This is a genomic window from Alkalibacterium olivapovliticus (assembly GCF_003003275.1).
Lineage (GTDB): Bacteria > Bacillota > Bacilli > Lactobacillales > Carnobacteriaceae_A > Alkalibacterium > Alkalibacterium olivapovliticum.
Genome location: NZ_PVTO01000014.1, coordinates 42,403 through 58,494, shown reverse-complemented (window position 1 = coordinate 58,494; position 16,092 = coordinate 42,403). Strand labels below are relative to the sequence as shown.

Sequence of the window (16,092 nt, the reverse complement as noted above, 5' to 3'; positions counted from 1 at the left end):
ATATGAGATAAAAATACAAAACGGATCCCGTAATCATTTATCAAGGATAATGATTACGGGATCCAGTTGTATTCAATCTTCAAAAAAGGTAATTTGTACGGATATTTAGTCGAAGTTTATTCGACGTCTTCCAAAGTTTCCTGGAAATCTCTATACGCATCATTCACTAAGTCTAAATACTGATCAACATTTTGATTATCCAGATCATCCTTGAATTCATCCCATCTGTCTAATGAGTACTGACCCGTTATAAATCTTAATGTATACTGATCAACAGTATCCGATAGCGGAGTCGAGAGTAATGCTGCCTGCTCCTGATCTGCTGGAGACATAGGGTATATCGGATCTTCTTCGACGAGCGTCCGCTCTTCATTCATTCGAGCCTGGTACTCCTGCTCATCTTCATCCATTATAGATTGACGTATTTCTGCTGGACCTGCAAAAGCAAAGGCCACATTACCAAATCCATAATCTTCTGTTAAATCTTCGTCAGCTCCAGAATTGAAATTCTCAAAACTAATGCCTTCAACTGGTCTATAACCACCAGCTACTTCATCAGTTCGTTCAAACGTTTCACCTTCGATACCCCATTGAGCATATTCAGTTCCTTCGTCACTGTAGTACAACCAGTCTACATACTGCAGTACTGCAAGGAAATCATCACGCTCTGCGACATTTGCGTTCAACATGATTCCACTTACTAATTGCCCACCCGCTACGTTTGGACCAGCTGGACCTTCTAATAGAGGCATACGGACAAATTCATATTCACCTTCGCCGTGAATTTCAGCCATATCGCTATTAACTTCACTCATAGTCCCTGCTTGTCCAGAACTGACGAAGGCTTCAAGGTTGCTTAATTTATTGGATGCCATGTCACCATCTTGTGTGAAGGCTTCCTGATCTAATAAGCCTTCTTCATTTAACATGGTAAAGTACTCGACCATGTCACGGTAGCCTTGCTGCTGAGGTGCATAAACAAATTCATCCTGTTCTTCGTCAAACATAACACCACCGCCGAATCCCCATCCACCGACTGTATCAAACGATGCGCCTACAAAGTTAAATAGTGCATCACCTTGCCACCACAACGTCATCGGTTCCTGACCCGTTTCGTCTCTTAAAACTTCTAGTGCAGAAGTTAGTTCATCCCACGTCTCAGGTTCCTCAAGTCCATATTCATCAAACACTGTTCTATTGTATTTGAGACTAAAGTCAAAGTGAACATCTTCATTAATACCTGGAAGCACGTAATACTTCCCATCGAGTTGACGAAGGTTATCAATCTGCTGGTCAAGATCCCAGTCTTCAATACGCTGCTGAAAGTGTGGCATTAAGTGAACATAATCAGATATTGGCAGAACAACACCTGAAGAAGTGAAATCACCTTCATCTCCAGGCCAAGTATCTGTTACATAATCAGGCATATCCCCCGCTGCTATCGTTACTGACCGTCTTTCCTCAAAATCTGATAGAGGAACACTCATAATTTCATATGAGACGTTATGCTCATTTTCAAGATGTTCAAAGAATAACCAGTCGTTCTCCAGTGGATAAGCTGGAAGATCTCTATATAATATACCCAACTCTAACGGTTCGGTGGCCACAAAGGTGTCCCCAAACTCAAAGTCATCCATAGATCCGACTGTTCCGATATCATCTTCTGTAATTTCTTCTCCAGAATCGTCTGCTCCATCACCGTTTCCGCAAGCGGCTAATAATAGTCCACCGCAGATCGTAAGACTTAATAGTGCATTCTTTTTGTTTTGTAAATACATGTATACCTCCGATTTTTATTTTCCTAGTAATTTTACTGCTCTAGACTAAATGAAGCCAGACTAGGTCTTCCATTTCCATTATAGGTGAAGTACAAAGATTGAAGTCCATCAGGAATTACAATCTCGCTCTCGTACTCTGTCCATACGTTGGTGAAACCAACTTCTATTTCTCCTAAGGGTTCACTGTTCCACTGAGTCTTCACTTCGAAAACCCCTTTACAGTAACCCCTAACTTTGATTTTGACACGTTTAATGTCCTGACAATCAAAGTACTTGAAGCCAGCTGTTGAAGAATGTGTCATATTCATGATATAACCAGGTTCCTGATCACCATCTTTTCCGTCTTGAGTGATCTTGGGAAAGTGACTGTCCATCCATAAGTCCCCCGTGTAAGGGTTCTCATCTTCATGCAATAAATTGCAGGCAATATAAGCTGGAAACTCGCCTGTACCTTTAAATGGTTTCCGGTTGGGTCCACAGGAAGTCATCTCCACCTGAGTAATGGTCCCATCGTCATTGATAATGATTTCTTCCAAACATCCCTGTCTGCTGAAATTAGAGCCATTGGTATGTCTGTGATAGAAAATAAACCAGTCATTTTGTATTTGAATAATACTTCCATGATTGTTCCCACCATAATACATCGGTTTATCATCAGGTTTGTAAGAGTCAATATGCATATCGTTGTTACTGATGATAACGCCCTGATAGACGAAATCTTTCGTTGGATAATCACTGGTCGCATAGCAAAGTTCATGCATGGAAATGGACGAGTAGATTAAATAATAGACCTGTCCTATTTTTCTGATTGAAGGAGCTTCAAAAAACTCATACCCTTCAAAACCAGTTCCTTCACTATTTGTATCACTTGGAAGAACAAATACGGTGTCTTCTATGATTGTCAGCATATCTTCTCCGAGAACAGTCGCCATAGCTCCACTTCTTGAAAGATCCCCCTTGCTGCAGAATCCAGTGTATAGGTATGTTTTGTTCCCTTCTCTCAAAACACCAGGATCGAACTGTGGTTCGTCACTATCTCGCTCGCCAAGCAACTCGCCGTTCTGGTCTTTAACGTACCCGTAAAATTCAAATTTACCAGCAGGTGTATCAGATACGGCTACAGATACAACTGGTACTTTGTCCAGGACATAGTATAAATAATATCGCCCGTCTGGACCTTCTGTAACATCTGGAGCGTACAAACACATGGATCCATCGGGATTTAAAGGATCATCCGTTTTCTCATAGATAACGCCTTCATATTTCCAGTCGGTTAAATCGTCGACTGGTGCTGACCACGTCACATAGTTGTTTAGACAATAGACATGCCCGTTAAACTTGTCATGTGAGCCGTAGACATAAACTCTATCATTAAATACGTAAGGTTCCGCATCAGGTATATACTCCCATGACGGAAGATACGGATTGAATCCGGTCTTGTTTATAATAATCATCTCCTGAATAAATAATAAAAAACTGAAATTTGATATCATCTTAGCTGGAAACGATACAAATTTCAGTTTTTATGGGTTCACTACCTGTAAAAAAATACATCATAGCGTCTATACATCGTCCGTATGTTTGCTATATAAATAGGTTAACATTTAAGAAACATACGGTCAAGTGAAAAGGCGGATTAATTTTATTTTAACTTTCATCTGTTTGACTTTCTAAAAGACGTTCTTTAATATGACAAAAACGATACACAGCCCACAGAATTAGACTATACTTTTGATAGAATTTAATCCCTTGTTAACGCTATTCATTTACTAACGCTATTTCACTCAGCTTCTTCTAGACTTGCCTGATGGTCACGGTACGCTTCATTCACAATATCCAAAAGATCCTGTGCTCCCTGACTTTCAAGTTCGTCCATGAACTCGTCCCATCTGTCTAAGGAGTATTGTCCAGTAACAAATCTAAATGTATATTGATCAACTGTATCAATTAGTGGCGTTGATAGTAACGTGGCTTGTTCCTGTTGTATTGCGTCCATAGGATACCTGGGAGCTGGGTAAATAATTTCTACTTCTTCAGCCATATAGTCCTGAACAGCATATTCACTTTCTGACATTATAGATAACGCAATTTCATCTGGATCTCCATAAGCAAACCCGGGATTATTAAAGCCATAGTCTTCCTGTAAACTTTCTTCTCCATCGGGATTAAAATGCTCAAATCTAATATGGTCCATTGGTTTATACCCGCCAACCAACTCATCGGTTTTTTCAAATGTGACTCCTTCTACTCCCCAGTTAGCAAACTCAGAAGCCTCATCACTGTAATAGAACCAGTCGAGAAACTGTAAAATGGCTAAAAAGTCATCTCTTTCAGCAATATCAGCATTGAGCATTTTACCATTATGGAAGTTGCTATCGTGCAATCTTCTACCTGCTGATCCTTCTAAAATTGGAATTCTATCAAACTCATACTCTCCTTCTCCATATATTTCATTCATAGAATCATTCACCATATTGATTGTTCCTACATTTCCTGAGCTTACAAATGCTTCATGATTAGCCAGTTTGTTTCTAGCTGACTGATCATCCTGCGTCAACGCCTCAATATCAAGAAGACCATCAGCAGTTAGCTCTGAAAAATAAGTAATCATTTCACGATAACCATCTTCCATTGGGCCAAATTCAAATTCGTCAGTTTCCTTGTTATATAACGCACCATCGCCAAGACCCCATCCACCTCTTGTGTTAAATGAGCCTCCTGAGAAACTAAATAAGGAACCCCCTTGCCACCATAACGTCATTGGCGTTGTTCCAGTCTCATCTCTTAGTACTTCGAGAGAATCTCTAAGTTCATCCCAAGTCTGAGGAACGTCTAGTCCATACTCTTCAAAGATTGTCTTGTTGTATTTTAATGTAAAGGGCATTTCCGGACTTTCTCTTAAACCAGGAAGTACATAATATTCACCGTCTGAATACCGTAAATTGTCTAACTGTTCTTCAATTCCTTCCCATTCGTCTACTCGAGATTGAAAATGAGGCATATATTCAGTGTATTTGGAAATTGGAAGAAGTTGTCCTCCCGCGATGTAGTCTGTCTCATCTCCAACATGTATGTCAGTAGAATAGTCTGGTAAGTCACCTGTTGCCATAGTAATAGATAAACGCTCATCCCAATCAGATAAAGGCACTGATATCACATCAAATGAAACATTATGTTCTTCTTCCAAAACCTCAAATAAGAGCCATTCAGGATTATACGGATAGTCTGGATAGTCTCTATAGAGAATCTCAAGTTCCAGTGGTTCAGTTGCAACAAAAGTATCACCCGCTTCGAAATTTTCCATTGAACCGACTGTCCCTATATTGTCATCAACCTCTTCATCTGAAGCTTGATCATTTCCATTACATCAAGCGAGGAGCAAAGCACTACCTATTGCAACCCCGGTCATCAATTTTCTAGTACCATGAGATTTCATTAACTATTCCTCCTTGTTCTTTATCTTCCTATTTCCACATTAAGTGGAACAAACTACAATAAAATGTATTCGCTTACTTTTTATAAAAAAGGTAGCCTTTTGTATTATGTCTATACGCCCTTTCATTCATTTCAGCAATTGGTACGTATATATTCCATGATTTAAACTTACCACTTATCTCAATGCTCTTCAACACTATAATTAGTTTTTGTTTATATTATACTGATTATTACTACTTTGACTAAAACTATTTTAATTAGCCTATCACTATAAGAGAGATAGCGGAGTTATACTTCAATTATTAAAATTAATTAGACATTTCATTCTATTGTTGTACGCACCTGTATAAAAGTGTATCCTTAAATGTAAACGCGTTCTTATGTTTTATATTACATTATACAGAACACTCAGAAAGGACTATTTATATGAATAAACTGTTTTATCACTCTCCTGCATCAATTTGGGAGGAAGGCCTTCCTATAGGAAACGGGAAGTTAGGCGCAATGATTTATGGAGATCCACTAAACTATACCCTACAATGCAATGAAGACAGCATCTGGCAGGGAGACTTTAACGATCGTAACCCTAAAATAAGTAAAGATACACTTAACACCATTCAGTCTTTAATCTTTAAGGGGAAAACGATCGAAGCTCAGGAAATGATGAAACGCCATTTAACGGCAATACCGGAATATCAGAGACAATATGAGCCTGCTGGTGATTTACACCTGTCATTTGATCAGTCAGCCTCTGTATCAGACTTCTACCGTGAACTTGACCTTTCCACTGCTTTATATAAAGAATCTTATCAAATTGATGAAGCTAACATTATTGTAGAAAGTTTTTCAAGTTATCCAAATAACATTATAGGATGGAAATTATCGTCAACCACATCTCTACCCTACACATTTACGGTCTGTCTGAATCGCTTAAGAGGGAATTATCAGACATTTCAAGACTTCTCTGAAGATCGGCAGAATAAGTTGGTAGGCATTTCCGGTCAGACAGCCAACGATGGTGTTCACTATGCTCAATGTATGAATGTAGAGTCAGATGGTATCCTAGCGATAAATGGGCAATATATCACAGTTTCAGGTTTTAAAGAGATTACCCTTTATACCACAGCCTCAACGACTTTCAGAGAAGAAAATCCCGTAAAGTACTGTTTGAACAAGTTAAAAGAAGTGAGAAAAAATAGCTGGGATGAGCTCAAACAGGATCACCTTATAGACTATCAGAAATTATTTAATCAGCTTTCATTCACTATAAGCGCACCCTCTGAAATTAAGGCAGTCCCCGATCTGCTGAACGAGATAGGTCAGGGAAAAACAAATAACTACCTTACTGAACTGATGTTTCAGTACGGCCGTTACCTTCTGATTTCAAGCAGCCGTCCTGGTTCATTACCGGCCAACCTGCAAGGGATCTGGAATAAAGACCTGGTCCCAGCATGGGATTCAAAATTTACGATCAATATTAATACAGAAATGAACTACTGGCCAGCAGAAAAAACTGGACTTTCAGAATGCCACCTCCCTCTATTCGATCATATTAAAAGAATGTATCCCAATGGGGTTAAGACAGCTAAGAGTGTGTACGGTATTGAGGGCTTCACCGCTCACCACAATACGTATATCTGGGGAGACACCGCTCCTCAAGATGCCTACTTGCCTGCTACCTATTGGCCGATGGGCGCATTGTGGCTGTCACTACATATTTGGGAACACTATGATTACACTCTGGATAAAGGTTTTTTAGAAGACCATTTTTACTTACTGGAAGAATCATTAAGGTTCATACTACACTACCTCGTTGAATCTCCAGAAGGATATTTGGTGACAAATCCCTCAGTTTCGCCTGAAAACAGCTTTTATACTAACACGGGAAAAATTGGGTACGTCAGTTACGGTACTACTATGGATAACCAGTTGATATGGGAAATCATTCAGTGCTACCTGAAAGCCGTCAAGTTGACTGCTCATGATAAAAAACTAGTAGAAAAAGCATTTAAAACACTTGAAAAGCTCCCTCCCCATCAGGTCGGTAATAAAGGACAACTGATGGAGTGGATACAGGATTACTCTGAAGAAGAGCCGGGTCACCGCCATTTTTCCCATTTATTCGGCATTTTCCCGGGACATAAGTTAAAGCATGAATCAGAAAGTGTAATCGATGCAGCTAGAAGATCACTAGAATTAAGACTGGAGAATGGAGGTGGACACACGGGATGGAGCGCAGCATGGCTGATCAACCTCTGGGCTCATTTCAAAAATAATCATCAATTTCACGAAGCCATTCTTAAACAATTAAATGAATCAACTCTCCCTAATTTACTGGATAACCATCCTCCTTTTCAAATAGACGGAAACTTCGGATTTACTTCAGGAGTAATTGAAGGATTGGTTCAATACGACAATGATCGACTCGATCTATTTCCTGCATTACCTAAGAAGTGGACCAAAGGTGAAATAAAAGGGATCCACTTGCCTAATAGAGTTCAAGTAGATATCAGCTGGAATAACCATGTGCTTGAAAACATAACATTTAAAGGAACACTTCCTGGGAATCCAAAACTATATATAAAGAATGAGTACTATGGTCAGCTGAATGCTTTATCAGAAAAGGATGACCGTTTCTTGATACTCACTTAACAGCATACAAAAAAGAGACAGTCCTGGAGAGTATTAATCCAGGACTGTCTCTTTTAGAGGGTTACTTTGAGTATTTGAAGTGACTAAATCGGCTTTTACCACCGATATCCCTGGTTGCATAACTAAATAGCCCGTATCGGCATCCAGTAAAATGATCCAGTTTAAAATATACTTTATGCGCAGGCCCCATCTGCTTGTAGGTATTATTATCTTTATAGTAAAATGTCACTTCATCCCTACCATCAGTGAAATCAGCCACCGCTTTCAACTCTACTTCAGCCTGTACCAGCTCGATTTCTTCCCACTTTCTTTCGGGTAAATACGCTTCTACATGCACAGGATCCTCAGACTGGCTAACAGAATTCATCGTCAAATAACACTTACCTTCTCTTTTAGTTACCGCAATAAACCCATAAGCACCCTGGAGTGCGCACAGGCCAGTTATATCACCATCTTTTAGCCTGCTGAAGTCTACCGTTACTTCGGCACTGCTCTTAGGATATAGCATCCGCTGTGTCAGGGTATTTTTCGACTGAAGAAGCGAGTCAACCAGGTAGTGATTCGTCATTTCATAGTAACCTTTAGTATGATTCAGTATAAAAGATTCTTCATCCGGTTCGTGGTTGAACTGCCAAAAAGGGTTCAAACCATAATAACTCTCAGTCGATTCTTTAAAATCATCACTTCCGACTAAAGGATTATACTTACGACTCTCTGGTACCTGAACTGAAAACGAGTCGGGTATTTTCTCATCTTCCCCAATTACCGGAAAGTTATTATCCCACTTAAATGGTACAAGTATCGGCAGCCTGCCGACAGCACCCATATCCTGAAAGAGAACTGTATACCAGTCTCCTTGAGGGGTATCTACTATTCCCCCCTGTGCGACTCCTTGACCAGTATAGCCTCTGTCATCACTTAAAATATCCCTTCCTTTGAACTCCCCTTCAATTGAGTCGGAGGTAAAACAGGACTGCACTCGCATCCATCTGTCTGGTAAGGAACGTATTAAAAATATATAATAACGGCCATTGATTTTGTAAAAATGAGCACCTTCATGTCCAAGCATCGGATTTTTCTCGTTTATAATCAGACGATGTAAACCGTTTTTCTTCGGTCCAGAAAGCTCACTATTTAATTCGGTTAGCCAAATTTCTGTGTTGCCATAGACAATAAAAACTCGGCCATCATCATCAAATAGTAAGGAAGCATCATGATAGAACCCTTCTAAATATCGCTTATTCCATGCCTTAGTCAGATCATTTGTAGTAAACAGATACGTTTTCTGGGTATCATTTGCAACGAACAACACATAGAAAGTCCCATTATGGTACCTCAAACTTGCAGCCCACATCCCTTTACCATATATATTTTTATTATCACTCAACTTTTGAGCGTCAGTACTGTCTAAATGACTGTAAACATAACAAGCATGTTCCCAATGAACAAGGTCGTTTGATTTTAAAATTTCACATCCAGGGAAAAAATACATAGTGGTCGATACCATGTAGTACATATCTCCCACTCTAATGATATCTGGATCTGGGTAGTCCAAAGGAATAATTGGATTTTTTACTGGAATTGATTCCATGATAGTCTCCTCTAATAGAAAACAAAACTAGTTCACTGATAATCACTGAACTTGTTTTGTTTAGATTATATTTTTTCATGTCTAACTGTTTAGTATGCTAAACGAATCATGTTCCATGATAATGGTTTGAGTTGACCTGAAACAGTTATGCCATCAACTTCTATTCGATCGTTTTTCTTAAGTTCCATTGCATCATGTTTTTCTTGAGTTGTTAATTTAGGATCATAATCTGCAAGTTCAGTAGCCTCTATGATAGAAAGGTTCTCAAATCCTTCCAAAACAGTATTGATTGTCAGCGAAGAATCTTCCGATCGGTTAACAGCAAATATGACCACTTCATTATTTTCTTCATTGTGAATGACTGTCGATTCTAGATAAGGAACATCTTTAAACTCTACTGAGTCATATGTTGGCCCTTCATTCATCGCGCTCAATACTTTGCCTCTTCCAAAATTCGATGCCTGCATGAACGGGTAAAATGTTGGCTGTTTCCATACTTCGCCATCTTTGACTGTCATAATCGGTGCAATAACATTGACCAATTGTGCAAGACAAGCAATTTTTACTCTGTCAGCATTATTTAAAAGAGTAATCAATCCACATCCGACAAGCAAAGCATCTTCAAAATTGTAAATGTCTTCCAGCAACGGCGGAGCAATATCCCAAGGTTCGCGTTTTGCATCCGCATCTTTAGAGTGATACCAGACATTCCATTCATCAAAGGATAAATTGATTTGTTTGTCTGATCCTTTTTTAGCTTTCACTGAGTCGCAGATTGCTGCAACGTCTTTAATGAAGCGGTCCATTTCAACTGATTTTGCCAAGTAATTAGGAAGGTCATTTTCGAAATTTTCCCAATAAAGGTGCAATGAGAGGAAGTCAACTGATTCATATGAGTGATCTAAAACAGTATATTCCCATTCACCGAATGTTGGCATTTTACTTGATGAACTTCCGCACACAACGACTTCAATTGAATCATCGACTAATTTCATCACTTTAGCCGTTTCTTCTGCAAGACGGCCATATTCATCAGCAGTTTTGGCGCCAATTTGCCAAGGACCATCCATCTCATTACCCAAGCACCACGTTTTAATATTAAAAGGCGCTTCATCACCATTTTCTTTTCTCAAATCACTCCAGTAGGTACCCCCCGGGTGATTACAATATTCAAGCAGATTACGTGCTGCATCGATTCCTCTAGTTCCAAGGTTAACAGCCATATTGACCTCTGTATTGGATTCTCTTGACCATTCCATAAATTCATGTAGCCCTACTTCATTAGTTTCAATCGACTTCCATGCTAGTTCAAGACGTTTTGGACGCTCTTCTCTGGGTCCAATACTATCTTCCCATTTAAATCCAGATACAAAGTTTCCTCCAGGATATCTGACTAATGGAACATTTAGTTCGGTAATAACATCGATAACGTCTTGTCTGAATCCTTGTTCATTAGCAGTCGGATGACCTGGTTCATAGATTCCTTCATAAACCGCTCGTCCCAAGTGCTCAATAAATGATCCATATATTCTTGGATCTATTTTTGATACAGTTTGATTTTTATGTGTACTGATTTTAGCTTTCATTATTGACCCCCTGTGTAATTGTACGTACCACTAAGAATAATATAGCATGCCTTGTACCATGCTGCAAGCGTTTCCTTGAGTCGTTTAAACTATTCATACTTACCAGTTTGAAGAAACCTTTAGTTTCCGGGCTTTTTACCTTGCTATATATTATTCAAGTGGTAAAATTCTTCATGTACTTATTTTTTAGAACAACTAAGGATGATGAAAATTATGATAAAAGGAATTACTCTGGAGAACCCTTCTTCTGCCAGACGCTACATGTTTATGATCACTTGGCCAATATTTATAGAGGTATTTCTTCAGATGCTGATGAAGATGACGGATGTCTTTATGCTTAGTTTTGTATCCGATCAGGCAGTTGCTGCTATAGGAGTCGTTAATCAGCTGATGACGTTCATGTTCGTCATGTTCAATTTTACGGCTATGGGCGCTGGAGTGGTGGTCTCCCAATATGTTGGGGCCGGAGATAAAGATGGGGTCAGAAAAACAATTGCCAGTGCTATTTCAATCAACCTCCTTTTCGGATTGGCAGTGAGTCTGTTTGTCGGCTTTAACCGGCATTTCCTACTGAATCTGTTTGCTTTGGAGGCTGAATTATTTGCTTATGCAAACAGTTATGCCATGATCGTCGGATTCGCATTGTTCGCTCAAGCCTTAATCTTAACTGTCTCTTCTATTCTTCAAGCCATGGGATACACCAAAGATGTCATGATTTCAGTCTTGATAATGAATGTACTAAATGTATTCGGTAATTACGTCTTCATTTTTGGAGCATTGGGATTTCCTCGCATAGGAGTTACAGGAGTGGCTCTTTCCACGGCCGTCGTTAGAATTATTATTATGATAGGGATGCTGATGCTGTTGTTCAAGCGAATGCCTGTTAAAATACCGCTTAAGTCGTTCTTTAATCTGAAGAAAAAATATGCAGCAAAAATTCTGGGGATCGGTATTCCCTCAGCTGGTGAGCAATTATCCTATAATGTTAGTCAGATTGTATTAACTATCATGATTACGACGCTGGGTGCAACAGCCCTGGCCACTAGAGTCTATTCAAACACTTTCCTATCCGTGCTCGTGATATTTTCCATGTCGATCGCAAAAGGCATGCAGATTTTTATCGGTCAGCTCGTGGGGGCACGCAAACAGGATGAAGCTTATCACTATATGTTTACCGGTTTGAAGTTCGCTGTTATTGTGACGATTATAATTGGTAGTCTGTTCGCCATATTCGGTAGACAAATTTTCGGTTTCTTTTCTGACGATCCTGGCATCATTGCCTTAGGATCCTCCATTTTGTTTATTGAGCTGCTGCTTCAACCTGCCCGTACAGGTAATCTAGTCATCATCAGTGCGTTAAGAGCCGCTGGTGATGCAAAATTCCCAGTCATGATCGGCGTAACGGTCATGTGGGCTGTTATGGTCCCTCTCGCTTACCTCTTCGGTATAGTACTCGGTTTGGGTCTTCCTGGCATCTGGTGTGCCATGCTTATTGATGAGTGGATCAGAAGTCTTTTGATGTTCTTCAGATGGAAACAAAAACGCTGGATGAATAAGCGCCTTGTCAGTCCTTCATTATAAGCAAAAAAACCACTCGCATAGTTATCTGACACTAATTGTCTTTTAACTAACCGAGTGGTTTTTTCTATTCTATTTTATTCCATCACAGAATTATTCAGTTGCGGATTCTACAGCTTCCTGATAATCAGCGTAAGCTTCGTTCACTAATTCCATGAAAGCATCAACGTTCTGAGCTTCAAGTTCTTCCATGAATTCATCCCATCGGTCCATAGAATATTGTCCTGTAACAAATCTGAATGTATATTGGTCTACAGTATCTAGTAACGGTGTAGATAGCAATGAAGCCTGTTCCTGATCAGCCGGTGACATTGGACGTGGCGGATCCGGTAAAAGGATTTCAACTTCTTCATTCATGCGAGTCTGATAGTTGAATTCTTTTTCTTCCATGATTGATTGACGAATGTGTGCTGGTCCGGCGTAAGCAAAAGCTGCATTACCGAAACCATAATCTTCTTGCAACGATTCTGGAGCTCCAACATTCAAACGTTCATAACGGATTCCATCTACCGGTTTGTATCCACCGACTAAATCGTCAGTGTATTCAAATGTTTCACCTTCAACACCCCAGTGAGCGAATTCAGTTCCTTCGTCACTGTAGTACTGCCAGTCAATGTATTGTAGTAGTGCTAAGAAGTCATCTCTTTCAGCAACATCAGCACTGAGCATGATACCACTGTTCGTGTTTCCTCCACGCATAACCTGTCCGTTTGGTCCAGCCAGGATCGGTAATCTTGAAAATTCAAATTCACCTTCGCCATACTGATCATCAAGTCCTTCATTAACATCAGTAATTGTCCCAATGTTACCGGAACTGACAAACGCTTCCTGGTTGATCAATTTACCTCTAGCCATCTGATCATCTTGAGTCAATGCTTCTGGATCCATTAATCCATCTTCAGTTAAGCCAGCGAAGTATTCAATCATGTCTTTGTAGCCTTGTTGCATTGGAGCATAAACAAATTCTTCTGTATCAGGATCATACATAGCCCCATCCATTGAACCCCATCCACCTATAGTATCAAAGGATCCTCCACCAAAGTTGAACGTGGCATTTCCCTGCCACCATAGAGTAAGTGGAGTTGTTCCAGTTTCATCTCTTAGTATGACTAGTGCGTCTCTTAACTCATCCCAAGATTGAGGTTCTTCAATACCATATTCTTCAAATACAGTCTGGTTGTATTTCATACTGAAGTCAAATTGAATATTTTCATTGATTCCAGGTAATACATAGTATTTTCCGTCTAACTGACGCATGTTTTCAATCTGCTCATTAACACCTTCCCAATCTTCTAAACGCTGCTGGAAGTGAGGCATCAAGTGAGTATAGTCAGAGATAGGCAGTACAGTACCTGAAGGAACGTATGGCGTTTCGTGACCAGACCAGATATCTGTAGAGTAATCAGGTAAATCACCTGCACCCATCGTTACATTAAGTCTTTCTTCCCAATCTGATAGAGGGACACTAGTTATGTCAAAAGTAACATTATTGTTTTCTTCTAGCTCCTGAAAGAACATCCAGTCTGTTTCCAGTGGATAAGCAGGAAGATCTCTGTATAGAATACCAATATCTAATGGTTCTGTAGCCACAAAGGTATCGCCAACTTCAAAACTTTCCATTGCCCCAACTGACCCAATGTCGTCTTCAGTGATTTCCTCTTCGGATTCACTTCCAGTAGCATCTCCGTTACAAGCCGCCAGCAGTAAAGCGCCACATAAAGTTGCACTAGTCAGTAAATATTTTTTTGATAAAGATCTCATTAATTTCCTCCATTTTAATCATTAGAATGATTATAGTATTTTAGTGTTTAATTAGTTTGAAAAAACTGATTGATTCCGCTTACAATAGCAAGTTTTAATTGAGTAGAAATTTAATATGATAATCTGTATTCAAGCATCATCAATTAGAGATAATAATTCATGGTATAAATACACTGCACAAGGATTAATGTTTAGTAATCTGTGCAGTGCTTTATAATCATTATTTCATTTTAATAATTAAACGGTCTGTTACCCTTGAGCAATTGTCGTAACTAAATACTGATTCAAGATAGACTTGATGACTTCTACATTACCAGATTCGTTTTCAACTTTGTCCAGTTTAAGAGCGTAGTCCTGTAATTTTTTGAAGTCTGTTTTTCCGTCAACGATCTCTTTACCAATACCCTGATTGAACGAGCTGTAACGTTTTTCAACAATTGACTCAAGTGCTTTGTCATCAATTAAACGTTGAGCTACTTTAGCGCCAAGTGCAAAGCTGTCCATTCCTACGATATGAGCTTTGAATAAGTCTTCCGGTTTGAATGATGTACGACGAACTTTAGCATCAAAGTTCAATCCACCTTTTTCAAGTCCACCATTTTTCAGAATTTCATACATTGCTAGTGTTGTAGCGTATAAATCTGATGGGAATTCGTCTGTATCCCAGCCTAATTGAGGGTGACCCTGGTTGGCATCTACAGAACCCAGCATGCCGTTAATGCGTGCATAGTGTAATTCATGTTCGAAACTGTGTCCTGCAAGAGTTGCATGGTTAGCTTCAATATTGAATTTGAATACATCCTGTAAGTTATATTTCTGCAGGAATGCAAAACCGTGAGCCACATCAAAGTCATATTGGTGAGTTGTTGGTTCTTTTGGTTTAGGTTCGATCAGGAATTGAGCATCGAAGCCGATTTCTTTCGCATAGTCATTAGCCATGTGGAAGAAACGTGCCAGGTTGTCCAGTTCAAGACCCATATTAGTGTTAAGTAAGCTTTCATATCCTTCACGTCCGCCCCAGAATACGTAACTTTCTGATCCTAAACGTTTCCCAACTTCCAGGCCTTTTTTCACTTTTGCAGCTGCATATGCAAATACATCAGCATTGCTTGAAGTTGAAGCTCCGTGTACGAACATTGGATTAGTAAAGTTATTTACTGTATTCCAAAGCAGTTTCACTTTGCTGTCTTTCATGTAGTCTTCCATCATATCAACGATGACATCTTGGTTAGCTAATGTTTCTTTTAAGTTGCTTCCTTCAGGTGCGATATCAAAGTCATGGAAACAGAAATATGGAACGCCTAATTTATCAAAGAATTCAAAACTTGCATCAACGCGAGCTTTTGCTCTATCCATTGGATCTGAGTATTTGTCCCATGGACGTTCTGCAGTTCCAACACCAAATGGGTCAGATAGATCTTCCATGAATGTGTGCCAGTAAGCCACACCAAATTTCAGTGTTTCCTCCATTGATTTTCCGTTGATTTGTTCTTCAGGGTTGTAAAATTTAAATGCTAATGGATCTTTAGATTGTGGTCCATCAAATTTAATTTTACTAATATTATCAAAATATGCCATATAAGCTATTTCTCCTCTCATTTTATATATAAGTGTTAGTTGGTTTAACTTACTAACTAACAATACCCTATTCTGTAAACGGTGTCAATAACTTTTTCTGAATTATTTTAACTATTTCAATTTCTATTTGCAG

The 16,092-nt window shown here is 39.3% G+C and carries 9 protein-coding genes; 2 read left to right on the top strand and 7 right to left on the bottom strand.

The window, feature by feature from the left end:
- Positions 1–116: 116 nt before the first annotated feature.
- The 3 genes from CLV38_RS08210 to CLV38_RS08200 form a co-directional block, all read right to left on the bottom strand.
- Positions 117–1,778: an extracellular solute-binding protein gene (locus tag CLV38_RS08210; RefSeq protein WP_106193909.1), complete on the bottom strand. Its 1,662-nt coding sequence runs from the start codon at positions 1,776–1,778 to the stop codon at positions 117–119.
- 32 nt (positions 1,779–1,810) lie between these two features.
- Positions 1,811–3,232 carry a family 43 glycosylhydrolase gene (locus CLV38_RS08205; protein WP_211295443.1) on the bottom strand — a complete coding sequence of 474 codons (1,422 nt, stop codon included), beginning with the start codon at positions 3,230–3,232 and terminating at the stop codon, positions 1,811–1,813.
- A gap of 326 nt (positions 3,233–3,558) precedes the next feature.
- Positions 3,559–5,082 carry an extracellular solute-binding protein gene (locus CLV38_RS08200; RefSeq protein ID WP_106193906.1) on the bottom strand — a complete coding sequence of 508 codons (1,524 nt, stop codon included), beginning with the start codon at positions 5,080–5,082 and terminating at the stop codon, positions 3,559–3,561.
- Between the two features lie 557 nt (positions 5,083–5,639).
- Between CLV38_RS08200 and CLV38_RS08195 the strand changes: the two genes are divergently transcribed.
- The gene (locus tag CLV38_RS08195) at positions 5,640–7,865 is read left to right on the top strand and encodes a glycoside hydrolase family 95 protein (RefSeq protein WP_106193903.1); all 2,226 of its coding nucleotides are present in this window, start codon (positions 5,640–5,642) and stop codon (positions 7,863–7,865) included.
- Between the two features lie 61 nt (positions 7,866–7,926).
- Here CLV38_RS08195 and CLV38_RS08190 read toward each other — a convergent pair whose 3' ends face one another.
- Positions 7,927–9,456, bottom strand: a complete 1,530-nt coding sequence (locus tag CLV38_RS08190; protein ID WP_106193901.1) for a glycoside hydrolase family 43 protein — start codon at positions 9,454–9,456, stop codon at positions 7,927–7,929.
- A gap of 89 nt (positions 9,457–9,545) precedes the next feature.
- Complete coding sequence (arfA, locus tag CLV38_RS08185) at positions 9,546–11,042, bottom strand: arabinosylfuranosidase ArfA (protein ID WP_106193898.1); 1,497 nt, start codon at positions 11,040–11,042, stop codon at positions 9,546–9,548.
- Positions 11,043–11,255: 213 nt separating this feature from the next.
- On the opposite strand from arfA, the gene CLV38_RS08180 reads away from it, so the two are divergent.
- Positions 11,256–12,623, top strand: coding sequence for an MATE family efflux transporter (locus tag CLV38_RS08180; protein WP_106193895.1), 1,368 nt, complete (start codon positions 11,256–11,258; stop codon positions 12,621–12,623).
- Between the two features lie 90 nt (positions 12,624–12,713).
- Here the strand turns inward: CLV38_RS08180 and CLV38_RS08175 are convergent, their stop codons facing one another.
- Entirely contained in the window at positions 12,714–14,381 is a 1,668-nt protein-coding gene (locus CLV38_RS08175; protein WP_106193893.1) for an extracellular solute-binding protein, read from the bottom strand.
- A gap of 249 nt (positions 14,382–14,630) precedes the next feature.
- A complete protein-coding gene (gene xylA / locus CLV38_RS08170; protein ID WP_106193890.1) occupies positions 14,631–15,959 on the bottom strand; it encodes a xylose isomerase in 1,329 nt (442 codons plus the stop codon).
- Positions 15,960–16,092 lie beyond the last annotated feature (133 nt).